The sequence below is a fragment of the Campylobacter sp. W0014 genome, assembly GCF_020135975.1.
Taxonomy (GTDB): Bacteria; Campylobacterota; Campylobacteria; order Campylobacterales; family Campylobacteraceae; genus Campylobacter_D.
In genome coordinates, this window is the sequence record NZ_JACHTR010000003.1 from 50925 (window position 1) to 76037 (window position 25113).

At 29.0% G+C, this 25113-nt stretch carries 28 protein-coding genes and 1 pseudogene; 13 read left to right on the forward strand and 16 right to left on the reverse strand.

The window, feature by feature from the left end; genetic code table 11:
• Positions 1 to 16 precede the first annotated feature (16 nt).
• Genes perR through H2277_RS01620 form a run of 6 tightly spaced genes read left to right on the forward strand, consistent with a single transcriptional unit; the run spans position 17 to position 4968 of the window.
• On the forward strand, positions 17 to 427 hold the full coding sequence (perR, locus tag H2277_RS01595) for a peroxide-responsive transcriptional repressor PerR (protein WP_337200657.1): 411 nt from the start codon (positions 17 to 19) through the stop codon (positions 425 to 427).
• A gap of 44 nt (positions 428 to 471) precedes the next feature.
• A complete protein-coding gene (locus H2277_RS01600) occupies positions 472 to 1674 on the forward strand; it encodes a hypothetical protein (protein ID WP_337200658.1) in 1203 nt (400 codons plus the stop codon).
• On the forward strand, positions 1674 to 2381 hold the full coding sequence (ubiE, locus tag H2277_RS01605) for a bifunctional demethylmenaquinone methyltransferase/2-methoxy-6-polyprenyl-1,4-benzoquinol methylase UbiE (protein WP_337200659.1): 708 nt from the start codon (positions 1674 to 1676) through the stop codon (positions 2379 to 2381). Before H2277_RS01600 ends, ubiE begins: the two co-directional genes overlap by 1 nt.
• A complete protein-coding gene (gene xseA, locus H2277_RS01610) occupies positions 2378 to 3547 on the forward strand; it encodes an exodeoxyribonuclease VII large subunit (protein WP_337200660.1) in 1170 nt (389 codons plus the stop codon). Before ubiE ends, xseA begins: the two co-directional genes overlap by 4 nt.
• Before the next feature lie 3 nt (positions 3548 to 3550).
• The gene (gene serC / locus H2277_RS01615) at positions 3551 to 4621 is read left to right on the forward strand and encodes a phosphoserine transaminase (RefSeq protein ID WP_337200661.1); all 1071 of its coding nucleotides are present in this window, start codon (positions 3551 to 3553) and stop codon (positions 4619 to 4621) included.
• On the forward strand, positions 4618 to 4968 hold the full coding sequence (locus H2277_RS01620) for a RidA family protein (RefSeq protein ID WP_337200662.1): 351 nt from the start codon (positions 4618 to 4620) through the stop codon (positions 4966 to 4968). Before serC ends, H2277_RS01620 begins: the two co-directional genes overlap by 4 nt.
• 3 nt (positions 4969 to 4971) lie before the next feature.
• On the opposite strand, the gene H2277_RS01625 is transcribed toward H2277_RS01620, so the two are convergent.
• From H2277_RS01625 to H2277_RS01650, 6 genes are all read right to left on the reverse strand, one after another.
• Positions 4972 to 5949, reverse strand: coding sequence for a beta-ketoacyl-ACP synthase III (locus H2277_RS01625; RefSeq protein ID WP_337200663.1), 978 nt, complete (start codon positions 5947 to 5949; stop codon positions 4972 to 4974).
• Positions 5942 to 6928 carry a phosphate acyltransferase PlsX gene (gene plsX / locus H2277_RS01630; protein ID WP_337200664.1) on the reverse strand — a complete coding sequence of 329 codons (987 nt, stop codon included), beginning with the start codon at positions 6926 to 6928 and terminating at the stop codon, positions 5942 to 5944. Before plsX ends, H2277_RS01625 begins: the two co-directional genes overlap by 8 nt.
• Positions 6929 to 6933: 5 nt before the next feature.
• On the reverse strand, positions 6934 to 7080 hold the full coding sequence (rpmF, locus tag H2277_RS01635; RefSeq protein WP_002778205.1) for a 50S ribosomal protein L32: 147 nt from the start codon (positions 7078 to 7080) through the stop codon (positions 6934 to 6936).
• A gap of 21 nt (positions 7081 to 7101) precedes the next feature.
• Positions 7102 to 7461: a hypothetical protein gene (locus tag H2277_RS01640; RefSeq protein ID WP_337200665.1), complete on the reverse strand. Its 360-nt coding sequence runs from the start codon at positions 7459 to 7461 to the stop codon at positions 7102 to 7104.
• On the reverse strand, positions 7462 to 7875 hold the full coding sequence (gene ndk / locus H2277_RS01645) for a nucleoside-diphosphate kinase (RefSeq protein WP_337200666.1): 414 nt from the start codon (positions 7873 to 7875) through the stop codon (positions 7462 to 7464). It abuts the gene before it with no gap.
• Between the two features lie 134 nt (positions 7876 to 8009).
• Positions 8010 to 8294, reverse strand: a complete 285-nt coding sequence (locus H2277_RS01650; RefSeq protein ID WP_337200667.1) for a 4Fe-4S dicluster domain-containing protein — start codon at positions 8292 to 8294, stop codon at positions 8010 to 8012.
• Positions 8295 to 8525: 231 nt separating this feature from the next.
• On the opposite strand from H2277_RS01650, the gene H2277_RS01655 reads away from it, so the two are divergent.
• Together H2277_RS01655 and flhB are read left to right on the forward strand one after the other, a co-directional pair.
• Positions 8526 to 9122 carry a peroxiredoxin gene (locus H2277_RS01655; protein WP_337200668.1) on the forward strand — a complete coding sequence of 199 codons (597 nt, stop codon included), beginning with the start codon at positions 8526 to 8528 and terminating at the stop codon, positions 9120 to 9122.
• A gap of 112 nt (positions 9123 to 9234) precedes the next feature.
• A complete protein-coding gene (gene flhB / locus H2277_RS01660; protein ID WP_337200669.1) occupies positions 9235 to 10326 on the forward strand; it encodes a flagellar biosynthesis protein FlhB in 1092 nt (363 codons plus the stop codon).
• Between the two features lie 9 nt (positions 10327 to 10335).
• Here the strand turns inward: flhB and motB are convergent, their stop codons facing one another.
• The 4 genes from motB to H2277_RS01680 form a co-directional block, all read right to left on the reverse strand.
• A complete protein-coding gene (gene motB / locus H2277_RS01665; RefSeq protein ID WP_337200670.1) occupies positions 10336 to 11067 on the reverse strand; it encodes a flagellar motor protein MotB in 732 nt (243 codons plus the stop codon).
• 3 nt (positions 11068 to 11070) lie between these two features.
• Positions 11071 to 11847, reverse strand: a complete 777-nt coding sequence (motA, locus tag H2277_RS01670; protein WP_337200671.1) for a flagellar motor stator protein MotA — start codon at positions 11845 to 11847, stop codon at positions 11071 to 11073.
• 9 nt (positions 11848 to 11856) lie between these two features.
• Positions 11857 to 14499 carry a DNA polymerase I gene (polA, locus tag H2277_RS01675; protein WP_337200672.1) on the reverse strand — a complete coding sequence of 881 codons (2643 nt, stop codon included), beginning with the start codon at positions 14497 to 14499 and terminating at the stop codon, positions 11857 to 11859.
• A gap of 70 nt (positions 14500 to 14569) precedes the next feature.
• Positions 14570 to 15013 carry a YqaA family protein gene (locus tag H2277_RS01680; protein WP_337200674.1) on the reverse strand — a complete coding sequence of 148 codons (444 nt, stop codon included), beginning with the start codon at positions 15011 to 15013 and terminating at the stop codon, positions 14570 to 14572.
• Between the two features lie 152 nt (positions 15014 to 15165).
• On the opposite strand from H2277_RS01680, the gene H2277_RS01685 reads away from it, so the two are divergent.
• Both H2277_RS01685 and H2277_RS01690 read left to right on the forward strand, forming a co-directional pair.
• Entirely contained in the window at positions 15166 to 15333 is a 168-nt protein-coding gene (locus H2277_RS01685) for a hypothetical protein (protein ID WP_171000065.1), read from the forward strand.
• Positions 15334 to 15344: 11 nt separating this feature from the next.
• On the forward strand, positions 15345 to 16940 hold the full coding sequence (locus H2277_RS01690; protein WP_337200676.1) for a disulfide bond formation protein B: 1596 nt from the start codon (positions 15345 to 15347) through the stop codon (positions 16938 to 16940).
• A gap of 45 nt (positions 16941 to 16985) precedes the next feature.
• Here H2277_RS01690 and H2277_RS01695 read toward each other — a convergent pair.
• The 3 genes and pseudogenes from H2277_RS01695 to H2277_RS01705 all read right to left on the reverse strand — a co-directional run.
• Positions 16986 to 17201, reverse strand: a pseudogene (locus H2277_RS01695) (hypothetical protein); the annotation flags it as partial.
• 15 nt (positions 17202 to 17216) lie between these two features.
• On the reverse strand, positions 17217 to 20045 hold the full coding sequence (uvrA, locus tag H2277_RS01700; RefSeq protein ID WP_337200677.1) for an excinuclease ABC subunit UvrA: 2829 nt from the start codon (positions 20043 to 20045) through the stop codon (positions 17217 to 17219).
• A 53-nt stretch (positions 20046 to 20098) separates the two neighbouring features.
• Positions 20099 to 20884 (reverse strand): sulfite exporter TauE/SafE family protein, encoded by a 786-nt coding sequence (locus H2277_RS01705; protein ID WP_337200678.1) that lies wholly within the window; start codon positions 20882 to 20884, stop codon positions 20099 to 20101.
• Positions 20885 to 21088: 204 nt separating this feature from the next.
• On the opposite strand from H2277_RS01705, the gene H2277_RS01710 reads away from it, so the two are divergent.
• From H2277_RS01710 to H2277_RS01720, 3 genes are read left to right on the forward strand one after another with little or no spacing between them, the layout of a single operon-like run.
• Positions 21089 to 21511: a hypothetical protein gene (locus tag H2277_RS01710; protein WP_337200679.1), complete on the forward strand. Its 423-nt coding sequence runs from the start codon at positions 21089 to 21091 to the stop codon at positions 21509 to 21511.
• Positions 21511 to 21816 carry a flagellar motor switch protein FliN gene (gene fliN / locus H2277_RS01715; RefSeq protein WP_337200680.1) on the forward strand — a complete coding sequence of 102 codons (306 nt, stop codon included), beginning with the start codon at positions 21511 to 21513 and terminating at the stop codon, positions 21814 to 21816. The genes H2277_RS01710 and fliN overlap by 1 nt, the downstream gene beginning before the upstream one ends.
• Positions 21817 to 22602: a hypothetical protein gene (locus H2277_RS01720; RefSeq protein WP_337200681.1), complete on the forward strand. Its 786-nt coding sequence runs from the start codon at positions 21817 to 21819 to the stop codon at positions 22600 to 22602.
• A gap of 2 nt (positions 22603 to 22604) precedes the next feature.
• Here the strand turns inward: H2277_RS01720 and H2277_RS01725 are convergent, their stop codons facing one another.
• From H2277_RS01725 to hsrA, 3 genes are all read right to left on the reverse strand, one after another.
• Complete coding sequence (locus tag H2277_RS01725; protein ID WP_337200682.1) at positions 22605 to 24071, reverse strand: Ppx/GppA phosphatase family protein; 1467 nt, start codon at positions 24069 to 24071, stop codon at positions 22605 to 22607.
• Positions 24071 to 24316: a YfhL family 4Fe-4S dicluster ferredoxin gene (locus tag H2277_RS01730; protein WP_137623267.1), complete on the reverse strand. Its 246-nt coding sequence runs from the start codon at positions 24314 to 24316 to the stop codon at positions 24071 to 24073. The genes H2277_RS01725 and H2277_RS01730 overlap by 1 nt, the downstream gene beginning before the upstream one ends.
• 118 nt (positions 24317 to 24434) lie before the next feature.
• Positions 24435 to 25106, reverse strand: coding sequence for a homeostatic response regulator transcription factor HsrA (gene hsrA / locus H2277_RS01735; protein WP_337200683.1), 672 nt, complete (start codon positions 25104 to 25106; stop codon positions 24435 to 24437).
• Between the last annotated feature and the right edge of the window lie 7 nt (positions 25107 to 25113).

Here is a 25113-nt window from a genome sequence, read left to right on the forward strand (position 1 = left end):
TTAAGGATTGTTGATAATGGAAATCTTACAAATGCTTAAAAAGCATGATTTAAAAGCTACTCCACAAAGATTGTGCATCTTAAAGATTTTAAAAAGACATGAACATCCAAATATTGAAGAGCTTTATGAAGAAATCAAACAAGAATATCCTTCCATATCGCTTGCTACGGTTTATAAGAATTTAAATACTTTAAGAGAGCAAGGTTTAGTTGTTGAAATCAATGCTTTAAATCAAAAAACTTGTTATGATATCTATGAAGAAGAACATATGCATATTGTTTGTTCTAAATGTGGAAGTATAGAGGATCTTAGTTTTAAGGATGTAAAACTTAAAGAGTATCAAGAATTTCTAGAAAAGAAAATAGGAAGCTTGATTAACTATTTGGCGGTTTGCACTTATATTGATAATTGTAAAAAGTGCCATTAAGGAAAATAAAGTTAAAATAACCTATTAATTTAAAGGTTATTTTAATGGTATATGAAATTCAAAGAAATTTTTTACTTCCCAATGCCACACTTTTAAAAAATCTTCAAGAAGACGGAGTTTTGTTTAAAATTCACGAGCTTGAGATTTTTTATACTAAAATAACCTATTCTCAAAGTATAAAATTTAAGAGTGTTGATGGTTTTTATTATAAAATCATAGAAACTAATGATAAAATTTTAGAGCAAAATCAAGAAGAACAAATATCAAAAAAAGAATTTGAAAAGGCTCGTAAAAAAAGTATAGGAAAGAGTATTAAAAAGAAACGTTATGAGTTTAAATTTTGTTCTTTAAAAAGTTTTATTGAAGTTTATAATAAATCTAAAATTTATATTTTAAAAATTTTTTTTCCAACCTTAGATGAAGCAAATCGTTTTGCTTTGCCATATGAGTTTAAAATTCAAAAGGAATTTGATTATATTTTGGATTCTAAATTTATAACTCTTTATGGTTGTGATTTTGAACAAATCAATATAGAAAAATATTTTAAGAGTATTGAAAAAAATCAGACTTTTGATTTGAAATTTTCAGGTCTAATTAATGCTTTTGAGGGTTATAGAATTTTCTTATTTTATCTTTTTAAAAAGTTAAAATTTTATTGGAATTTAGCTTTAGATAAGAAAAAAAAAGAATATTTTTATGAGTTTATTTCTTATGCTGATAAAATTAATATAGTTTTATTAGATACAGAAGAAATTTTTGATAAGAATTTGAATACAAATTTATCTTTAAGATTTCAAGAAATTGTCGAAAAATGCAATCTTTTTTTTCAAAAAGATGAAAATCTTGAAGAACTACTTTTATTTTTAAGCAGTGAAAATTTGCAAAGTTTGTTTAGTGATTTTGATTTTTTTATAAAAGAAAATTCTTTTTATGAGGGTTTACAAAAGGATAAACTTTTTAAACAAATTTTAGCTAATGAATTTAGAAAAAAGTTGATTTTTTTTAAGAAAAATTTATTGAAAAATTTTGAGAATGAAAAATTCTCAAGGAGTTTTTCAGAATTGTTAATTTTTTTAGAATATTTTTGCAATTTTTTTGATATAAAATCTTTAAATAAGCTCAATGAAAAATTTTTTCTTTTTGGAACTAGAGAAAAAATGATTGCAAAAATGATTAAAAAAAGAGAAAAATTCTTTAAATTAATTTCTCGATCAAATAAAGGATTAAAAATTTACAAAGGGTATTAATGCAAAAACAAGATAAAATTATAGAAATGTTCAATGAAATTGCCCCAAGTTACGACAAGGCTAATAGAATTTTAAGTTTTGGAGTTGATATAGGTTGGCGTAAATTTGCTTGCAAAAAGGTTTTAAAGTTTTACAAACCTGATTTTATCAATATAGTTGATGTTGCTTGTGGAACAGGCGATATGATCGCTATATGGCAAGAAAAAGCTAAAATGCTTTCTAAAAATATTGCAAGCATTAAAGGCATTGATCCAAGCGAAGGTATGTTAGAAATTGCTAAGCAAAAATTTCCAAATATTGATTTTATACAAGCAAAGGCTCAAAATTTACCTTTAGAGAGTCAAAGCGTTGATATTGTAAGCATAAGTTATGGAATTCGCAATGTAGTAGAGAGAAAACAAGCTTTAAATGAATTTTTTAGAGTCTTAAAAAAGGGCGGAATTTTTGTTGTTTTGGAATTTACAAAAAGAGAAAAAGGCGGATTTATAGGGGCTATAAGGGATTTTTATTTGAAAAATATTTTACCAACTTTAGGCGGAATCATCAGTAAAAATAAAAGCGCGTATGAGTATTTGCCTAATTCTATTGATGAATTTTTAAGCAAGGAAGAATTTATAAAAGAATTGAGTGACTCTGGTTTTGAAATGATAGATTTTAAAAGCTTTAGTTTCGGTGTTAGTTCAATGTTTATAGCTAAAAAATTATGACTCCAAGTGAATTAAATTTAAAAGCTAAGACTTTATTAGAAACGCATTTTGTTGATATTGTGCTTAGTGGTGAAATTTCAAAAATCACTATACACGGTTCAGGGCATTGGTATTTTGATTTAAAAGATGAAAAATCTAGCATAGCTTGCGTTATGTTTAAAAATAATAATTTAAAAGTTCATTTTAAGCCTGAAGTAGGGGATTTGCTAGAATTGGTTGGCAATGTTAGTTTGTATCCTGAAAGTGGAAGGTATCAATTTGTTGCTAATAGTATGAAAAAATCTGGATTTGGTGATTTAGAAAGTCAATTTATCGCCCTAAAAGAAAAATTGCAAAAAGAGGGGATGTTTGATAGTATCCATAAAAAAGCTTTGCCTAAATTTCCAAAAAAAGTAGGAATCATCACTTCAAAAACTTCAGCTGCTTTGCAAGATATGTTAAAGCTTATTGATCAAAAAGAATATTTTTTGGCCAAAATTTATATTTTTAATGCTTTAACTCAAGGCAATACAGCGCCAAACTCTTTGATCAATGTTTTAAGAAAAGCTGATGCTATGGATCTTGATGTTCTTATTATAGCTAGAGGAGGTGGCAGTCGAGAAGATCTTTTTTGCTTTAATGATGAAAATTTAGCAAGAGAAATTTTTAAAGCCAAAACCCCTATTATTTCAGCTATTGGGCACGAGATTGATTATGTTATTAGTGATTTTGTTGCTGATTTTAGGGCGCCAACTCCTTCAGCAGCGATAGATTTTTTATTTTATTCTAAATTAGATTTAGAGCAAAATTTGGATAATTTAGAAGAAAATTTTAGAAAAACAATGAATCAAAAAATTCAAAATTGTCAAGATTTGCTTTTAAATTTGTATCAAATTTTTAAAGCTAAATCTTTAAAAAAAACTATAGGGGATAAACAAGATCAAATTTCACTTTTAATGAAACAAATCAAGCTTTTAATTAAAAATAAATTAGAAAAAGCAAATTTAAAATTGGAAAAAATAGAAAATTCTTTTTTTCAGCATGAAATTTTTTTAAAAAAAAGTGAAAATTTAATTTCATTAAGTCAAAATGGTAAAATAGTAAAATTGCAAGATTTAAAAGATGGTGATACCGTACTTTTAAGCTCTCAAACTGTGCAAAAACAAGCAAAAATTTTAGAGGAGTGAAAGATGAGAAAGATTAATTTTAGTGCAGGTCCTTCTACCTTACCTTTGGAAATTTTAGAGCATGCAAGGAATGAATTATGTGATTATCAAGGCAAGGGATATTCTATTATGGAAATTTCACATCGCTCTAAAGTTTTTGAAGAAATACATTTTGGAGCTATGAAAAGAGCAAAAGAAATTTATGGTTTAGATGATGATTATGAAGTTCTCTTTTTGCATGGAGGTGCTAGTTTACAATTTGCAATGATACCGATGAATTTATCTTTGGGTGGAATTTGCGAATATGCCAACACTGGGGTTTGGACAAGTAAGGCTATTAAAGAAGCTCAAATTTTAGGCGTTGATGTTAAAGTGGTTGCTAGCAGTGAAAATGATAAATTTAATTACATTCCAAATATCGATTTTAGCGATCATGCTGATTATGCTTATATTTGCTCTAACAATACTATTTATGGAACGCAGTTTAAAGATTATCCTAAAACAAAAAGTCCTTTGATTGTAGATGCATCAAGTGATTTCTTTTCTAAAAAAGTTGATTTTTCAAATATAGCTCTTTTTTATGGTGGCATACAAAAAAATGCTGGAATTTCTGGCTTGAGTTGTGTTTTTATACGTAAAGATATGATTGAAAGATCACGCCAAAAAAATTTAACCAGTATGCTTAAATACGCCATCCATGTTGAAAATCAATCTTTATATAATACGCCCCCAACTTTTGCTATTTATATTTTTAATTTGGAAACAAAATGGATTTTAAAACAAGGTGGACTTGATCAAATATATGATAGAAATTTAAAAAAAGCTACAATGCTTTATGATTGTATAGACTCAAGTGAAGGATTTTATCAAGGACATGCCCATAAAAAAGATAGATCTTTAATGAATGTTAGCTTTTCAATCAATAAAGACTTAGATCTTATTTTTGTTCAAGAGGCCGAAAAAGAAGGATTAATAGGTTTAAAGGGTCATAGAATTTTAGGTGGAATTAGGGCAAGTATTTATAATGCCATCACTTTAGAACAGGTGCAAATTTTATGTGAATTTATGAAAGAATTTAGAAGGAAATATCAATGATAAAACGTTATGATGAATGTCAAAGAATGTCTCAAGTTGTCGTTTATGATGATTATTTTAAAACAGCAGGACAAGTAGCTTTTGATCCTAAAGGTGATATTAAAAAACAAACCCAAGAAGCTTTGCAAGAAATTGAACTTTTGCTTAAAAAAATAGGTGCTAATAAAAATTCTCTCATGCAAATTCAAATATGGCTTGCTAATATAGATGATTTTGAAGCTATGAATGAAGTCTATGATGAATGGATTAAAGATTATGCTAAACCTGTAAGAGCTTGCGTTCAAAGCATTTTAGCAGAAGGCTATCTTATAGAAATTCAAGCTTTTGGAAAAATAAGCAATAATTAATTATTACTTATAATTTTCTCCACCAAATTTTAATAAAGCAGAACCCCAAGTAAATCCTCCACCAAAGGCGTCAAGCAAGATCAAATTTCCTTTTTTAAGACGTCCTTCTTCGTAGGCATCATTCATAGCCATAGGTATAGATGCTGCTGAAGTATTGCCGTATTTATGGACTGTAATAACACACTTTTCATCACTTAAATTTAGTCTTTCTTGAACAGCTTTGATTATGCGTAAATTAGCTTGATGAGGGATAAAAAGATCTATATCTTTAGAATCAATATTGTTTTTTGCTAAAATATCAACAACATCATTACTAAGCGTTTGCACTGCTACTTTAAAAACTTCATTTCCTTTCATTTGCATCATTAAAGGATGACAAATACTAGATTTTTGAGCTCTTTGAGTCATTAAAAGATTTCCAAAATTACCATTGCTTGCTGTATGGACATCAAGGATGGTATTTTGCTCATCAAGACTGACAATACCGGCTCCCGCACCATCTCCAAAAAGGATACATATGCTTCTATCACTATAATCAATAATAGAGCTAGTTTTTTCTGTTCCTATAATAAGAACATTTTTTTTAAGACCACTTTCTACAAAAGCTTTAGCTTGCTCTAGTAGATAGATAAATCCAGTGCAAGCAGCCGAAACGTCAAAAGCTGTAACATCTTTAAGCCCTAAATTTGCAGCAATTTTACAAGCTGTAGATGGCATAGTAAAATAATCAGGGCTTAAGGTCGCAACGAGCAAAGCGTCAATGTCTTCAATTTTTAAATTTGCTCTTTCAATGGCTTTTATAGCTGCTTTTGTTCCCAAATCACTGGTTTGCTCATTATCATTGGCAATTCTGCGTTCTTTAATTCCAGTGCGTTTAATAATCCATTCATCGGTTGTATTCACCATTTTTTCAAGATCGAAATTATTTAAAATTTTATCAGGTATGTAAGAAGCTATACTTTTTAAACTTGCTTTAGACATTGTATTTCTTTAATTCATTTTCTATCAAAGTGTTAATATTGGATTTTTCAAAATTAATGGCTTGAAAAATAGCATTTTTAATTGCTCTAGCATCACTTTTTCCATGACTGATGATCACACAACCATTAACCCCTAATAAAGGTGCTCCTCCATATTCTTGCCAATCGATATGTTTTTTAAGTTTTTTAAAACAAGGTTTCATCATTAAAGCACCTATTTTTGCAAAAATTGATTGTCGAACTTCTCTTTTTAAAATTTGAAAAATAGCGGTTGCTACACCTTCGCATGCTTTTAAGATCACATTGCCATTAAAACCATCACAAATTAAAATATCAATTTCTCCATTGAAAATATCTCTACCTTCAGCATTTCCAATAAAATTTGGAATTTTTTTCATCATTTGATGTGCTTCTTTAGTTAGTTCATTTCCTTTACATTCTTCTTCCCCGTTGGATAGTAATGCTAAGCGAGGTTTGGAAATTTCCATCAATTCTTTAGCGTAGATATCTCCCATAACGGCAAATTGAAATAAATGTTCTGCTTTACAGTCTGTATTTGCACCAACATCTAAAAAAAGAGTTTTGCTGACTACATTCGGCATTAAAGTAGCGATTGCAGGTCTTAAAATTCCTTTTAATCTTCCAAGCCTTAAAGTGGCTAAAGACATGCTTGCTCCACTGTGACCAGCTGAAACAATAGCTTTAGCTTTACCATTTTTGACTAATTCTATAGCTTTATAAATTGTAGTATTTTTGCGTTTTAAAGCATCAGTTGCATTTTCATCCATAGAAAAAACTTCATGAGCCTCTTCGTATTGGACATATTGTTCAAAATCTTTTGGAATTAGGGGTTTTAAAATTTTAGAATTACCTACAAGTATAGCATTAAAAGGTTTTTCCTTTAATGCTTCAATAACGCCTTCTATAATAGGCTTTTCTCCAAAATCTCCCCCCATTGCATCAATAGCAATGCTTATCATTGATTTTAATATTCCTTAGTATTTGGGTTTGCACGATGTGGCATTTTATAGCTGCCATCTTTATCTTTTATAGGCATAGGAAGGCTAACTTTATAGTGAGTTCTTCTCTTTGCTGCACGAGTTTTACTTACTCTTCTCTTAGGTACTGCCATTTTATCTCCTTTTTAATTTAATTAATTTTTATTTTTACAGTGATTGCAATAAAAATAATCACTCAAATAAGCCTCGAGCTCACTAATTGCAACTTCTATAAGATCTATTTGTCCATCGAAAAATTCTATAGTATTACTTAATTCATTATTTTCATCTTTAAAAATACCATCGCTTGCAAAAAGCTCTAGATTTTCATGAACGCAAAGTTCCAATTCTTCACCACAGCTATCACAAGGTCTATAAACAAAACCTTGCATTATTGCATCTATTTTAACAAGTTTTGTATTTATTTTTGCTAAATTTCCTTCAAAAATTATATTTTCAAGATTAAGTTTAAAAGGATAGTTTGTATTATTAATCTTTGAAAAACCAATTTTCATTTAGCAAATTTCGTTTGATTTAAAGAAAAACTCAATTTCGTTTTTCGCATTTTCTAAGCTATCACTTCCATGAACAGCGTTTGCATCGATACTTTCTGCAAAATCTGCTCTAATGGTACCTGATTTAGCTTCTTTTGGATTAGTTGCTCCCATTAATTCTCTGTTTTTTAAGACAGCATTTTCACCTTCTAATACAGAAATAACAACAGGGCCGCTGATCATAAAATTCACTAAATCTTTAAAAAAAGGTCTTTCTTTATGAATAGCATAAAAATTTTCTGCTTGTTCGCTTGTAAGTTGAATTTTTTTTAATGCAATTATTTTAAGCCCATTGCTTTCAAAACGATCTAAAATTTTACCAATCAGATTCTTTTTAACAGCATCTGGTTTAATAATTGATAAAGTTCTTTCCATAATAAACTTACTCCTAAAAAATAATACCGAAATAATAAGATTTGTTTTTTGTTATGTTAAGCAAAGTTGAAATTATACTGGATTTTTTTTAAAAAAAATTAAAGAAAAGCTAGTAAAACTAGCTTTTTTATAGATTAAGCAAAAACAGGAGTATCACCATTTCTCATATCTGCACCGATATTATCGCGACTTGGTTGTCCTGAAGCAACTTCACTCCATACTATACATCCATCAGTTGGGCAAGCGCTTGCACAGGCTGGTTGATCATTGTGACCTACACACTCAACGCATTTATCTGCATAAACATAGTATCTATCCTCTCCTTCTGGGTTGCTAGCGTCATCAACGATAGCACTAACAGGACACTCATCAATACAAGAACCACAAGCAATACAAATATCTGTAATTTTTACAGCCATCTTTTTTCCTTTTCATTTGAGATTTGAAAAAAAATTGTATCATACTATTCTTAAAAAAACTAAAATTTTGATAATCAAAAAACTAAAATTTTGATAATAATATTTCAAAAATTCATATATCAAAAAAGTAAAATTTAATAAAATATAGTAACTATCTTAATTTTAAAAATTTTTAAAGATTTAAATGATATAATTTTGTTACTAATAAAATTTATTATTTAGGAGAAAATTATGATCGTTACAAAAAAAGCTTTAGATTTTACTGCGCCTGCAGTACTAGGAAATAATGAAATAGTTCAAGATTTTAATCTTTATAAAAATATAGGATCAAAAGGTGCTGTGGTATTTTTCTATCCAAAAGATTTTACTTTTGTATGTCCTTCAGAAATTATCGCTTTTGATAAAAGATATCAAGAATTTAAAGACCGTGGTATCGAGGTAATCGGAATTTCAGGAGATAATGAGTTTTCACATTTTGCTTGGAAAAACACTCCAGTTAATCAAGGTGGTATCGGCCAAGTTAAATTTCCACTTGTAGCTGATTTAACAAAACAAATTGCTAGAAATTTTGATGTTCTCTATGCTGAAGCAGTAGCACTTAGAGGTTCTTTCTTATTAGATGCTGATGGAACAGTTCGTCATGCAGTTATTAATGATTTACCATTGGGTAGAAATATCGATGAAATGATTAGAATGGTTGATACTATGCTTTTCACAAACGAACACGGTGAGGTTTGCCCTGCAGGTTGGAATAAGGGTGATGAAGGTATGAAAGCTGATCCTAAAGGTGTTGCTGAATATCTTAACAAAAACGAAAGCAAACTATAAATTAAAAAAATGCCTCTTTAAAGAGGCATTCCTCTTTAAAACTTCTTAAATTTATTGAATTTCATCTTTTTTCATTATATAATTTTCTTATCATTATTAATCAGGATTGCTAATGCCAGGTGAAGATCAAGAAAAAACTGAAGAACCCACGTCCAAAAAAATAGAAGATGCTCGCAATGAAGGTAATGTTCCAAAATCCCAAGATGCTGCAGCGATAGTAACCTTAATAATAGGCTTAGCTGTTACTTTATTTACTATGGGTTTTATAGGTCAAAGAATTACAAATTTATACAGATATTATCAAAGTTTTATTGGTGCGGAATTAGATTTGCGTATAGTTCAAGGTATTATGATTAAAAGTATTTTGGAAGTTTTAATTATGCTTGCACCAATAGTTTTAAGTATTATGGTGGCCGGAATTTTGGGAAATATTATGCAGTTTGGTTTTATTTTTACTACCAAACCTATTATGCCAAATTTAGGGAAAATCAATCCTTTAAAAGGAATTAAAAATTTAATTTCTTTAAAAAAGATTCTAGATACTTTTAAAATTCTTTTAAAAGTAGGAGTGGTTTTTAGTATAGCTTTTGTTGTTCTTTTGAAATTTATGAATGAATTACCTCTTCTTGAACGCTATAATTTAGTCGAGCAGCTTAATTGGCTTAGAGATAAGGTAATTATTTTGGCTTCTATTGTAATCATTGCTTTTTTAGTGATTGCTGTTTTAGATGTTTTTTTAGTGCGATTTCAATATTTTAAAAGTTTGCGAATGAGTAAACAAGAAATAAAAGATGAATATAAGCAAATGGAAGGAGATCCACAAGTTAAAGGTAGAATTAGACGTTTACAAATGGAAGCTGCAAGGCGTCGTATGGTGCAAGATGTTGCTGGTGCTGATGTGGTAATTACAAACCCTACGCATTATGCAGTCGCGATACGTTATGATACTACAAAAGAGCAAGCACCTCGCGTGGTTGCAAAAGGAGTAGATTTTCTTGCTTTACGTATTAAACAAGTTGCTTATGATAATAATGTGGTGGTTTATGAAAACCCTCCTTTGGCAAGAGAGCTTTATAAGGTTTGCGATGTTGATGATTTAATTCCTAGGGAATTATTTAAAGCGGTTGCAGAGGTACTAGGCTTTGTTTATAATACTAATAATAAAGGGCGTTTAGCAGGGCAAGTTAAGAAAAACAATAGCTAAAGAGTAAAATTATTTACTCTTTTCTATAAGATCTAATACAGATTGTTTAGCATCTTTATCTTGCGTATCGACTTTAAAATAAATTTCCACTCTATTATTTTCTAGGGCTTGAGGATTTCCATTTAAAGGATTGTTAAGTCCATAGCTTTTTAAGGTAATATTTTTAGTATTAATTCCACCTTTCATAAGATATTCTAGAACGCTTTGGGCTCTAGCATATCCTAATTCATAGCTTTTAATAGAGGAATCGCTATTATCTGTATATCCTCTGATTTCAATTTTTACTTGAGGTGGTAGATATGAAATCAGTTGCGCTATGCGTTTTAAATAATCTTGAATGTCAGCAGACACAATTTCAGAGCTATCTTTTTCAAATTCAACCTTGGATGGAAGATTCAGTATTTCTTGATTGTCGGATTGATCAAGTGCGGCTTGAAGTTTTTTAATGACTTCTTGTTGATTAAGAGTCATTTTTTTTAATTTATTTAATTCATCGTCTTTTTCTTCCTGAGAACCTTTAAATTTATGAGTATCTTGGTTTTCTTGTTGTAAGGTTTGAGTTGCAGTATAATCAAAAATTTTTACAAATTCGGTTTTTAAGGCTTCTACTTTGGCTGGATTAGATTTTGAAATAGCCCAAAGAGCAATAAAAAGTGCTAAAAGTAAAGATAAAAAATCTGCATAAGGAACAGCCCATTTTTCACCAGCTGGACATTCTGGACATTTTACTTTTTTAGCCATTTTTTAACCTTTGTCAAATTGTGAGATTCTAACATCATCATGACTTAAGAAATTAAAGAGCTTAGCTTCCAAATCTCTAGGATTTGCTCCTTCTGCTATGCCTTTAACAGCTTCTGTGATGACAATTTGTTCTTTAACAAAATCCATGCCATTAGCTTTCATTTTTCTACCCCATGGAGTATATAGAGCATATGCTCCAAAGATTCCAGTAACCGTAGCTGTAAATGCACCAGAAATACCTGCTGCCATTGCTTGAGGGTTATCTAAAAGTTTAAGAGCCAAAATTAAACCAAAAACTGCTCCGACGAGCCCCATAGTCGGACAAGTTTCCCCAAAGACTATCCAGTATTCAGCACATTCTTTATAATGTTCTTCTAATTGCTCAGTTTGAATTTCCATGCTTTCATGAATTTCTTCAAAACTTTTACCATCAACAAGCATCATCATAGCATTTCTTAAAAATTCATTTTCAATTTCATTAGTTCTTGATTCAAGGGCTAAGAGCCCATCTCTACGTGCTATAACTGCAAATTCAATCAATTGGGCTATTCTTTCTGGTAAATTAACCCCTGAACCTTTAAAAACGATTTTTAATTCCTTATAAGCTGCTTTAACAATCTTTTTATGAGTTGAAGTCATAGCGCAAAAAGCAGCAGTTGGCATCACAATAAGAAAAGAAGAAAGGTGAATAACATGTAAAGGATTTCCCCCTTCTAATATATCCCCTACAGAAATACTAGTTACCGCAAGAACCATCCCTAGTATGGTTGAAAGATCCATTATTTCTCCTTATTTGCTTAAATCGCCCCATTTTTTGGCGATGCTAGAACTTGTTTGTAATTTTACTTTTAATTTTACTATATTTTCCATAATATCACTAGCTTTTTTAACAAAATTTACACATAAATCATCTTTAACTTCAAAAATTAATTCATCGTGAATTTGCAAAATGAGTTTTTTGTTTTTATCCAAATCTTTTGAAATTTCTATCATGGCTAATTTGATGATATCTGCAGCAGAACCTTGTAAGATAGAATTAATACTTTCTCTTTCATACATAGCCAGTTGCATAGGTTTTGCATTTTCAAAATCAAAATAACGTTTGCGTCCTAGCAGAGTTGAGATAAAACCATTTTGTTTTGCTTCTTTTTTAACTTTTTCAAAATAATTTTTAATACTGGTAAAATTTTCAAAATATTTTTCTATATAAGATTTTGCAAGATTGGTTTCAATTTTTAAATTTTTGCTCAAGGTTTTATAGCCCATTCCATAAATCAGACCAAAATTAATGCTTTTTGCAACACTTCTTGTTTGGTAGTTGTTTTCTCCAAAAATCATTAAAGCTGTTTTAGCATGAATGTCTTCATTGTTTTCAAAAGCATTTAAGAGTTTTTCATCTTCGCTAAAATGTGCGAGCATTCTAAGTTCAATTTGAGAATAATCAAGACTAATAAAACTAAAACCATCTTGAGCGATAAAACATGATTTATAATCTTTAGCATATTGTCCATGCGCAGGGATATTTTGCAAATTTGGATCTTTTGAAGAAAGACGTCCTGTAGCCGTTCCAGTTTGTAAAAAACTTGAATAAATACGTGAATTTTTATCTTTTAAAGCTAGTTTTATCAAAGGTTCGCAATAGGTAGAATAAAGTTTTGCAAGTTCTCTATAATCTAGAATTTTAGCTACAACTGGATGTTGATCAATGATTTCATTTAAAACTTTTTCATCTGTAGAATAACCTGTTTTGGTTTTTTTGCCGCTAGGAAGTTTTAATTTTTCAAAGAGTATATCACCCACTTGTTTTGGTGAATTAAGATTGAATTTATCCTGGCATAGTGTGTAAATTTCTTCACTTAAGTTTTTAATTTCACCTTCAAATTTTTTCATTAAACTTTCAAGCGCTTGAGTATTAAGCTTAATTCCATTTTCTTCCATCATCATAATGATTTTTATAAAATTAAATTCATGATTTTTAGCAATTTCTAATAAGCTAGGATCAAGATTTTTTATAAAATAAAGATAAAATTTTAAGGTAATGTAAGCATCTTCAGCTGCGTATTGGCAAGCTTTTTCAAGTTCTACATTTGCAAAATTTTCACCTTTTTTTACAAGATTTTCAAAATGTAAGGTTTCATAATCAAAAAGTCTAAGGGCTAAATCATCCATATTAACTTTTAAAGATGGATTAAAAAGCCAAGCTAAAATCATAGTATCTGCGTAATTTTTTGGAGGATTTAAAGCAAAATTGTTTTGAATTATTTGAAAATCGTATTTTAGATTGTGTCCTATTACGAAATGTCTAAAAATTAATTCTATTGCTTTTTTGGCACTTGAAAGTGAAATTTGTTCTTTTACTCCTAAATAGCTATGTGTTAAAGGCACATAAAAAGCTTCATTTTCACTAATGCAAAAGCTAAATCCTACAATTTTAGCTTCTTTAATATCAAGTCCTGTAGTTTCTGTATCAAAGGCAACAATGCTTTCTTGATTGAGCGAATTTAAAATTTCAAAAAGTTTATCTTCATCTAAAATTAAATTAGCTTTAAAATCTAATTTTTTATCGTTATTTTCAGAATTGTTATGTAATTTTTTTAGCAAGGAATTAAGCTCATAATGTTTTAAAATTTCAAGCACATTTAAAAGAGGCTCGCCTTTAGGAAATACAGCTTTTTCGAGTAAATTTTCAAATTTTAAATCTTCATATAAGGAAGTGAGTTTTTTACTCAAAAAAGCATTCTCTTTTCCTTCTAAAAGCAAAGAACGAGTTCTTTCATTGCGGATCAATGTTAGATTTTCATATATATTTTCAATATTTTCAAATTCATCAAGTAGTTTTTTAGCTCCTTTAGCTCCTATACCTTTAACTCCTGGAATATTATCTGAAGTATCCCCACAAAGTGCTAAAAAATCTCTAATTTGACAAGGTTTAACACCATATTTTTCCAAACAAGCTTCTTCGTTGTATTCATTTTTTGAAATAGGACTATAAATGCTTGTTTTTCCATTTTTTATAAGCTGATAAAGATCCTTATCTTGAGTGATGATACGGATAAAAACATCTTCATTTTTAAAAGTTTTTACCACAGAAGCGATGATATCATCAGCTTCATATCCTTCGCAAGAAATATTCATAAACCCCATTTTTTCTATCATGTCAATACAGATTGGAATTTGTTCTAATAATTCAGGAGGCGGAGGAGTTCTATTTTGTTTATAATTTGGATCGATATCACTTCTAAAAGTTTTTCCTTTAGAATCTAGTGCAAAGATAATATAATCGCTTTGATATTCATTTTTTAAACTATAAATGAAATTAGCAAAGCCACTAATCATTCCACTAGCTTGTCCTTGGGAATTTTTAAAACCTTTTAAAGCATAAAAAAGTCTGAAAAAAAAGCCAAAAGTATCTATAATTGTTAAAGTTTTCAAAATCTTTCTCTTAATTTTTGGATTAAAATTTTTTATATTATGTCAATTTTTATATTAAAAACTTATGATTTTAAAAATAACTTGATAAAAAAATGATAAAAAAATAACGGCTAAATTTTCCAAGCAAAATAAAAAAGGTACTTTTTAAGAAAGGATATTTAGCAAAACCTAGTCCAAGTGCAAAAATATCACCAACCAAAGGTAAAAAAGTAAAAAAAGCAAAAAAGGCACCAAATTTAAAAAAATTTGTATCCCATTTTTCAAGTTTTTTTAAAGATTTTTTAAAATATTTTTCCAAAATATTTTTTTTACCCAAAAAAGCTAAGCCGTAGGTGCTTAAACTTCCTAAAGTATTACCTAAAGTAGCTATTATCAGCACAAGTGTTGGGTTGAAATTGAGTTTTATAAAACCTAAAACAAAAGCTTCGCTTGCTAAAGGCAAAAGAGTACTTGAGAGAAAGCATACTAAAAAAAGCCCTAAATAGCTTATATCACTATATAAAAAATCAAACATTTTAATCCGCCAAATAAAATAAATATTATATTTTAAATTGTTTAAAATGTCTATATTTTTATAAAATATTAATTTTATATTAAAAAATTATAATTTTTATTTAATTTTTATTTTTATATAATTTATAATCTTCAAAATCAAGGAGTCAGTTTATGGAATTTACTATACTTGTTTTATTAGCAATTTCTATATTGCTTATATTGATAAAACCAGAAAGAGAAAGATTGATTTTTGGAATTTTTCTTATAGGCGCGTGTTTAAATTATTTTATGTATTTAATAGCTAGTTTTGATTCTGTTATTCCAAGTGGTAATTGGTAAGGAGTGAAACAATGAATGCTTATTTAAATAAAAATGATCAGTATTTTTATCTGTTTATGACAACTGCGGTATTACTTATACTCGCTGTGTCGGTTGGATTTGCTAATATATATTTAGGATATTTTCACAATGAATCACCTTGCACTCTTTGTTGGTTTGAACGCATAGGAATGGTGATTATAGGTGTTTTAGGGATGCTTATTTTACGTTATGGACCACAGGTAAAATATATTGTTTGTGTTTTTTTATTTGCATCTTATGGAATTTATATGGGAATTCGCCATACTGCTAGTTGGTGGCAAAGAGATGTGGGTATGGGACTTGGAGATAAGCTTGTAGGAGCTCATACTTATACTTGGGCTGTTGTGGTTTATTGGTGTGTTGTAGTAGTAATGAGCTTAGCTCTTCTTTTTATACGTAAAAAAAGTTCTATGATGCGAGATTTAGCGAGTGAAAAAATGAAACCAAAGCCTTTAAGTCTATATTCAAAAATTGTATTTACGCTTTCTTTTATAGTGGTTTGCTCTAATGCTTTTCAAGCTTTAATTGTCAATGGAATTCCTCCATTTACTGGAAAATCTAATCCTGATCGTTTGACTTTTGATATGTCAATTATGACAAAAACTTGGACAACTGAAGTTTGGAGTAGATTAGTTAAATTTAATCTTTTAGGTAAAAATGTTCCAGAAAGTGTATTTATCAAAGATTTAAATGAACCAAAAAATTTAACTTTTGAAAGAGATAGTTCTAAAGGTGCCTTTGAAATCAATAAGAGTATTATATCTCTTAATCGCAGTTATGAAATTACTATTCCAGAATTAAATCAATTTAAATCGATTAATGCTATAGCTTATAATAAAAATAGCGACGAGTTTGCTTTAATAACCAATGAAATGGCTGTGGTTTATACTAAAGATTTTAACAGATCAAATGGTTTCGTTTTATTTGATAAAACCAATGGTAATGATATGAAGTATATAGTTGGCGCTACTTTTGTTGGTGATAAATTGATTATAGGGGCTTTTAATAAAACTTTTAGTGGGACTCAAAAAGTTTCTAAAGAAGTGAAAATTGATCCTATGCTTGAATGGCAAGCATTTAAACAAACTAGTGGATCTATTGTGCCAGCATTTTTTTCTCACAAAGAAGGATGGTATGAGCCTTCAAGAAAATATATTTTAACTATAAGATCTAAGCAAAATTATGTTCATTCTTATACTAACGATGGTAATTTTTTATATCTTATTACGGTTCCAAATCAATTTAGTCCTAAACTTATATTATCTTATGCAAGTACAAAAGATTATCTTTTAAGTGGAGAATCTGTCTTAAGCGTAGATAAAAATTTAAAGCTTAAAAAAGATAGAAATATTAATGATTATTATATTATTGCAGCCGATATAATTGGAGATAAAATGCTGGCTTTAAGTTTGCGTTATAGCACTATGCTTGTGATTGATTATAAGAATGCTAAAATTATAGATGTATATACAATAAATGGGCTTGAAAATCCAAAATCTATGGCCGTAAAAAATGATATTATTTATATTTTAGATCGCACAAATGATCATAAAGATATTATTAAAACCTATAAGAATCCTTTATAGGTTTTATCTTGCCGTTAAATTTTAATAGCAAGATAATTAATAAAATGAAGAAAATAAAAAATGTATTTTTATTACTATAAAAATAAAAGTAAAAGCTATATAAAGGCAAGAAAAAGCCATATGAACATACCACTAATATAAAGAAATTCGCTAGAAACTTCAGTTAAACTTTGCACTCCTTCATAAGAAAACACATAAATAAAATTAAATAAAGCGCAAAAATATATAAAAACTTAGTTTTTTAATCTTAAAAAATACTATTTTTTTGCGCTTGTGTCATTTTAATTTTTTAGTATTTTTAAGTTCTAAATCTAGATAATATCCAGTATAAGATCCTGTTTTTTTATGATCTTTAGCTACTTTTTCTACACTTCCTGTGCTGATAATTTTTCCACCTTTTATCCCTCCTTCTGGGCCCATATCAATAATATAATCAGCATTTTTAATAACATCTAAATTATGTTCTATGACAAAAACAGAATTTTTAAGATCGACTAAATGTTGTAATACAGAAATAAGTTTATTAACATCTTCAAAATGAAGTCCAGTGGTAGGTTCATCAAGGATATAAAGTGTTTTTCCAGTATCACTTCTACTTAATTCTTTGGCTAGTTTGATTCTTTGAGCTTCTCCACCACTTAAAGTTGTGGCATTTTGCCCCAAGGTAAGATAATCAAGTCCTACCTTAACCAAAGTTTCTAATTTTTGGCGAATCTTTGGTACTGAAGCAAAAAATTCATTTGCCTCTAAAACACTCATATTTAATATTTCGCTTATATTTTTGCCTTTGTATTTAATTTCTAGAGTGGCATCATTATAGCGTTTTCCATGACAAGTATCGCAAACCACCATAACATCAGGTAAAAAATGCATTTCTATTTTAATTTCTCCATCGCCGCTGCATTTTTCACAACGCCCCCCTTTAACATTAAAAGAGAAACGTCCTGCTTTATAGCCTCGCATTTTTGCTTCTTTAGTAGCTGCAAAAAGATTTCTTATTTCATCCATAGCGCCAGTATAGGTAGCAGGATTAGAACGCGGAGTTCTTCCTATAGGACTTTGATCAAGATAAATAACCTTATCTAATTTATCAAGTCCTTCGATTTCTACACCACCAAGTTTTTTAACTTTTTTAGCACGATTTAATTCTTCTTGCGCAAAAGGTAAAAGGGTTTGAAGTATAAGAGAACTTTTTCCTGATCCTGAAACACCGGTAATGGCAACTAAATTTTGTAAAGGAAACTTAACACTTAAATTTTTGATATTGTTAATATTAACATTTTTAAGCCCTAGCCATTCTTCTTGTTTTCTATTGTGAAGTTGTGAAATTTGTTTTTTACCATTCATATAAAGCGCAGTTTCACTTTTGCTTTTTAAAAGCTCTTTATAAGTTCCACAAAATACAACTTCCCCTCCAAATTTTCCAGCTTTTGGGCCAATATCGACTATAAAATCTGCTTCTTCTATAGTCATTTTATCATGCTCTACGACGATTAAGGTGTTGCCTTTTTGTTGTAAATTTCTTAAAGTTTTAATGAGTTTTGCTGTATCTCTTTCATGAAGTCCAATACTTGGTTCATCTAAAACATACATAACCCCGCTTAATCCGCTTCCAATTTGGGAGGCAATGCGAATTCTTTGTGCCTCCCCTCCGCTAATAGTTCTTGCATCACGCCCTAAAGAAAGATAACCAAGGCCTACATCATATAAAAAGAAAAGTCTTTCATTGATTTCTTTTAAAATAGGCTTTGCGATAAGTTTTTGTTGTTTGCTTAAATAGGAGAAATTTTTTTCATTGGAAAAAAAAGTCGTGCTGTCTTCTATACTCATATCTAAAATTTCACCCAAATCTTTTTTGGCAACACGAACAGCTAAACTTTCAGGCTTTAAACGGTGTCCTTGACAATCTTTGCAGATTTTTTCACTCATGTATTCGCCTAAATCTTTTTCATCTTTTAGCATTTCATAAGCCATTTTAACAACGCCTTCAAAAGTTCTTTTTAAGCGATTTCTTTTCCAAAAAAATTCTATAGTTTTTGCGTTGCCGTACAATATAAGACGTTTTTCTTCTTCGCTAAGTTCTAAAAAAGGTTTTTTGATGGAAATTTCATTTTGTTCGCAAAAGGCGATTAAAAATTTATAATAATAACTTTTGTTAAAGCCATACATGATTTTTACAGCGCCATTTTCTATACTTAAATTTTCATCAATGATTTTTTTCATATCCAAAGTATAACGAATGCCTAGGCCATCGCAAGATTGACAAGCGCCTTTTGGGGAATTAAATGAAAAGCTTAAGGGTTCTAAAGGGACAAAAGAAATTTTACAATTAAAACAAGCTGAATGCTCACTATAATGATAGTGTTTATTGATGCCTACTTCTTCGTGATTTAAAACTTCGATTTCAATCTCTCCAAAACTTTCTTCTAAGCCTTTTTCGATATCGCTTGCAAGTCTTGAAAGCAAATCTTCACTAATTTCAAGGCGATCAATGACTAATTTTATCGTGTGTTTTTTTGTTTTTGCGAGTTCTATTTCTTCATCAAGTCTAACTAAAACTCCATCAATTTGTGCTCTAACATAGCCTTTATTGCGTAAATTTTCAAGCAAATCAGTATAGGTTCCCTTTTTTTCTCTTATTAAAGGTGCATAAATAATAATCTTTGCCCCTTTAGGAAATTTTAAAATTTCATTGACTATGTCATTAGCACTCATAGATGAAATTTCTTGACCGCATTGATGGCAATGTTGAATACCTATTCTTGCGTATAAAAGTCTTAGATAGTCATAAATTTCAGTGATGGTCCCGACGGTAGAGCGGGGATTTTTAGAGGTGGTTTTTTGATCGATGGCAATGGCTGGAGTTAAGCCTTCTATTTTATCTACATCGGGTTTGCCCACTTTATCTAAAAATTGTCTCGCATAAGCACTTAAGCTTTCTATGTAGCGGCGTTGTCCTTCGGCATAGAGTGTCCCAAAAGCAAGTGTTGATTTTCCGCTACCGCTAAGTCCTGTAAAGACTATAAGTTTATTTTTTGGAATTTCAAGATCAATATTTTTTAAATTATTCTCTTTGGCACCAATAATTTTAATTTTATCATTCATCACTTTTCCTAAAAATTTATACTTAAATAAATTAAAATTTTAACACAATTTTACTAAAAGCTTATGATTGCAAGTTTTTTAAGTAAGGAATGTGTTGTTCCAAGTATGGATAAGGCATAAATACAAAGTAAAATTTTTCTATGAGAAGAAATTTGCATTTTTTCAATGATTTTTATACCAATGAAAACTCCTACCATGGAGGCAATGCCCACAATAACACCTTTGTGAATTACTACATGATCAATAACTCCTGAAGTTGATAGAGATAAAACTCCAGAAATAGAAGCAAAAATGATAAAAAATAAAGATAAAGAAACTACTTTTTTACTATCATATCCTAAAAAATAAGCCAGAATTGGAGCGATCAAAAGTCCTCCGCCTATACCTAAAGAAATCGCAAAAATTCCAGTAAAAGAGCCAGCTATAAATAAAATAATATTTTTTTGAAAAGCACTTCTTTCACTTTTAACAGCATTTTCTTTAATACCAAAAGCATATTTTATGAAAAAAACACAACTGACACATAAAAAGATTGTTGTTAAGCTAATATCATTTAAAAATTTTAAAAGCAGTCCACTAAAACTTGCACCTAGAAGTCCACCAAGTCCTATAACGATGCCATCTTTAATATTTAAATTTTTCTTTTTGTAATTGATATAAGATCCAAAAATTGCAGCAAAAATCATTTGTAAGACAGAAATTCCAATCGCATGATGAGAGCTTTCATTTAAAACGAGCATTGCAGGAACAATAACCATACCTCCGCCTATACCAAAAAGACCCGAAGTTATACCTGAAAATATGCCTATTAATAAATAAGGTAGATCTGAAAAATCCATATTTTTTCCTAATAAAATGTTATTTTTAAGTTAAACATTTTATCTTATTAAGCTAAGTATTATCTTATGTTTAATGGTGGATGGAGTTTTAATATTTATAATTTTTATATAATTTATCTAGCTTATAAATAGTTTATAAGCAAAATTATTTTATTATGTTCTATAATAATTATAGGGTTTTAATTTAAAGGCGGTTAATGGATTATGTTAAAAACTCTTGAATACTCTACAACACATTTTTTTGAGCACATTCTAGGGGTTCATATGAAACCTATTAAGGAATTAAAAGGTGAATTTTATGGCTCTAGTATTTGCGTGGTGAAAAAAAGTGGCAGGGAATATAATTTTTATTTATTTTTTTCGACAGAATTTTTGCATTTAGTTTCAACCATTTTCATTGGAGAAGATATTCAAGAAGATGACAGATGCGATCTTTCTAAAGAGTGTGCCAATCAGATTGTAGGATATGCAAAAAAATTGCTCAATGATGCTAAAGGCGTTGATGATGAGTATAGTCTTGGTATTCCAGAATATTTAGGAAGGGTACATAATCCAAATATTATTTTAGACCAGTCATTAACTTATGGTTTTAAAGATTATCGTTTTAGAATAGGATATTGTCAATAATGGGTAATGAAGTAGAATTTGAAGCTCATGGGCTTTTGCAATCTTACGAAGATATTTTAGATATCAGTGTGGATTTTGTTAGCGAGCTTGGAACGACAAATATGAGTGTGGCAGATCTTTTAAGATTGGAAGTGGGTTCTGTGATTGATCTTGAAAAACCTGCCGGTGAAAGTGTGGAACTTTACATCAATAAGCGTATTTTTGGTAAGGGTGAAGTGATGGTTTATGAAAAAAATCTAGCAATAAGAATAAATGAAATTTTAGATTCTAAAACTGTGCTTCAATACTTTAAAAAAGAAATATAAATGAAATTTTTCTTATTGTGCTTTTTAGTTTTGCCTTTGTTTGCAGTTAAATTAGTCGATTATAATATTTATGATAGAAATGATCGAGTAGATTTGATGCTTTCTTTTGATAATGCTTATAATGGAAAAATTTCTCAAACAAAAGATAAAAATTTCATTCTTTTAACTTTTAGCAAATTAACATATTCTAAAGACGAGTTAAAAAATTTAAATTCTAAACTTGTCGATAGGGTTAGCATTAGCTCGAAAAATAATGATACTTATATTATGTTAAAAAATAAACAAAATATTTCACTTAATGTGAGTTCTATTAATGATAAATTTGGAGTAAGAATTCGAGTTACACAGCAAAATAAACAAGAAAAATTAAATCAAGATTCTATTTTAAAATCAAATCAAGAAAAAGAAACTCCATTTGAATTTAAGGATGCAAATTTGGTTAAATATGATTATACAAACTATATTTTAGTTATGGTGATTTTAATAATTTTGCTTGCAATACTTTGGTGGCTTAAAAATTCTTTGATTTCAAAAAAAAGCGGTATTTCAAGAGATTTTCGTATGGTTTTTCAAAGATTTTTAGATAAAAATAATCAATTAGTCGTTTTTGAATATGCCCATAAAAGATATACCATGATAATAGGCAATTCCAATATTGTTTTAGAGAGCGCAGAAGCAGAGCAGGGACAAATTGATTTAGAAAAAAAAGAAAAGAATTTTGATTCTTTTTTTGAGGAAAATAAAAAACGCATACAAAATCTTATAGAACAGCGTCAGAAAAAATAGCTTTAAGGCTTTTGATTAAGACTTAAAGCAATTGATGCAGGTTTTGCAATTTTTTTCAATTCTTCTTTTGGTAAATTTAATTCTTTAAATTCGTTAAAAATATAAAGCGTATTATCTAAAACAGTAAAATTAATTTTGTTTTCATTGGTATTATTTAGAGTTTTTGCTAGATTAAGTATGAAATTTAGCCAAGAAAGAATATGAAAATTAGGCAAAAGTTGTTTATGGGGTTCTAGATTATAAGGATTAATTTTTTTTCCATTCAGCTTAATAATATTTGCGATTAAAACTTTTTCTTTGTGCGAAAAACCATAGTTTAATCCACCTAAAATAAAATGTGCAGAGTGTTCATTTGAAAAATAAAAATTTAAATATTCTCCTATATGACATAGTTTAGCCGCGGCTAGTAAGCTTTGTTTGTAATGATCATGAATTTTGTGAATACTTTTTAAGACATTAAATAATTGCATTGCGAATTTAGCTGTATGATTATTTTTATCTTCTTGTAAAAATCTATCTTGTAAAGATTTTAAACTAGGATTAAAATTCACAGGAAAACGATTATTTGGACGTAATAAATCTTTTAAATATATTCCTTCTCTAATTCCTACTCCACTTGTTATAATATGTTTTGCATTAAGTTTTTGGGCAATTTTTAAAAATATAAAAATTCCTTTTTTGATAGTATCAAAACGATCTTTTTTAATACCAAAATTTGCCAAAGAATCAATCTTAGCTTCAAGGATTTTTTCAATATGTTCTTTTTCATCTTCTAAATCGTAGCGAAAATCATGTAAATTTTTCAAAGGATAAGAATTTTTTTGCATAATAGAATTTGAAATAGCTCTTAAGCTTCCACCTATGGCTATAAGATTGTGATTACAAAATTCTTTAGGGATTTGTTTTAAAATTGGATCGATAAATTGATCTAAAGATTTGGCGGTTTTTCCTTTATCAAAAAACAATTCTTTTAATCTGACTGTTCCTATATCTAAAGAAATACAAGAAATTATTTTATTATTTTTAATCAAGCAAAGTTCACTTGATCCTCCGCCTATATCAAGAGTAGTGGCATCTTTAAAAGGGCTTAAAAGATTTAAAGCGGCTAAGCCACCCAGATAACTTTCTTCTTTCCCATCAATACATCGAATATTTAAATTGAGGTTATTTTTAATTCTTTTTATAAATTCTTTAGAATTTGGAGCATCTCTTAAAGCCGAAGTTCCTATGATAAAAATTTTCTTACATTTATGTTTTAAAGAGCATTGTTTGAAAAATTTTAAAGCATTTTCAGCTTTTTGCATGGCTTCTTCTTGAAGAATTTTACCATTGTTGTAAGAATTTTCTCCTAGTCTTACTTTACGTTTGTATTCACAAGTTGTATAAAAACCATATCTTGAAGTTTTTTCAAAAATCACCATTCTAATTGAATTTGATCCTAAATCAACAACAGCGGTTTTTTTTGCCATTATAAATCTCTATTACGATTTTTTAATTTTAACTCTTCTATGCTTTCTATGTTATCAGGATCTGGAATGATGCATTCATAAGGACAGGCTACTATGCAAGCAGGTTCTGAAAAATCATTCACACATTCAGAGCAAAGATCAGCATCAATAACATAAATTGGACTATGTTCATAAATAGCCTCATCAGGACATTCTTCTCTACAAGCGTCACAACATACGCAATCTTTTGTTATTAAAAGAGCCATTATAACCTTTCTAAGCTAATAATATTTGTCTAGTTTATACAATAATCAAACTTAAAGATAATATAAAATTTAGGCAAAAAAGATAAATTTTTACACCATTTGTGGTGTAAAAATTTTATTAAGATTTTTTAGGAAAGCAGAAACGATATCCTCTTCTGCGAACCGTTTCAATAGTAGAAATGTTTAAAGGTTTATCCATTTTTTGACGAATTTGATTAATGGCTACTTCGATAACATTTGGGGTTACAAGCTCAGGTTCTTCCCAAATAGCATCTAAAAGTTGTTCTTTAGATACGATTTGATCTGAATGTCTAGCTAAATGAGTTAAAACTTCAAAAGGTTTTCCTTTAAGTTCTATATCTTGATCTTTATAGGTGATTTTCTCTTCATCTGGATCAATGATAAGATCTTCAATTTTAATCACATTTGTTCCACCAAGTCTTAATCTTGCTTCAATTCTTGCTAATAAAACATCAAAATCTAAAGGTTTTTTTATGAAATCATCAGCACCTGCTTTAAGGGCTTTTATTTCTGTTTCTTTATCGATTTTTGAAGATATGATAACTATTGAAGTTCTAGGAGATTTTTGTTTTATGATATTGATAAGTTCTACACCATCACCATCGGATAAATTCCAGCTTGCTAATACCAAATCATAATGTCTTATTCCAATATAATATTCCCCATCTTTAAAATTTTCCGATGAATCAGTTTGATAGCCGAAATCATTAAGTTTATCTATAATAGACTTATTAAGGCTAATTTCATCTTCTATAACTAAAATTCTCATTTTTTAT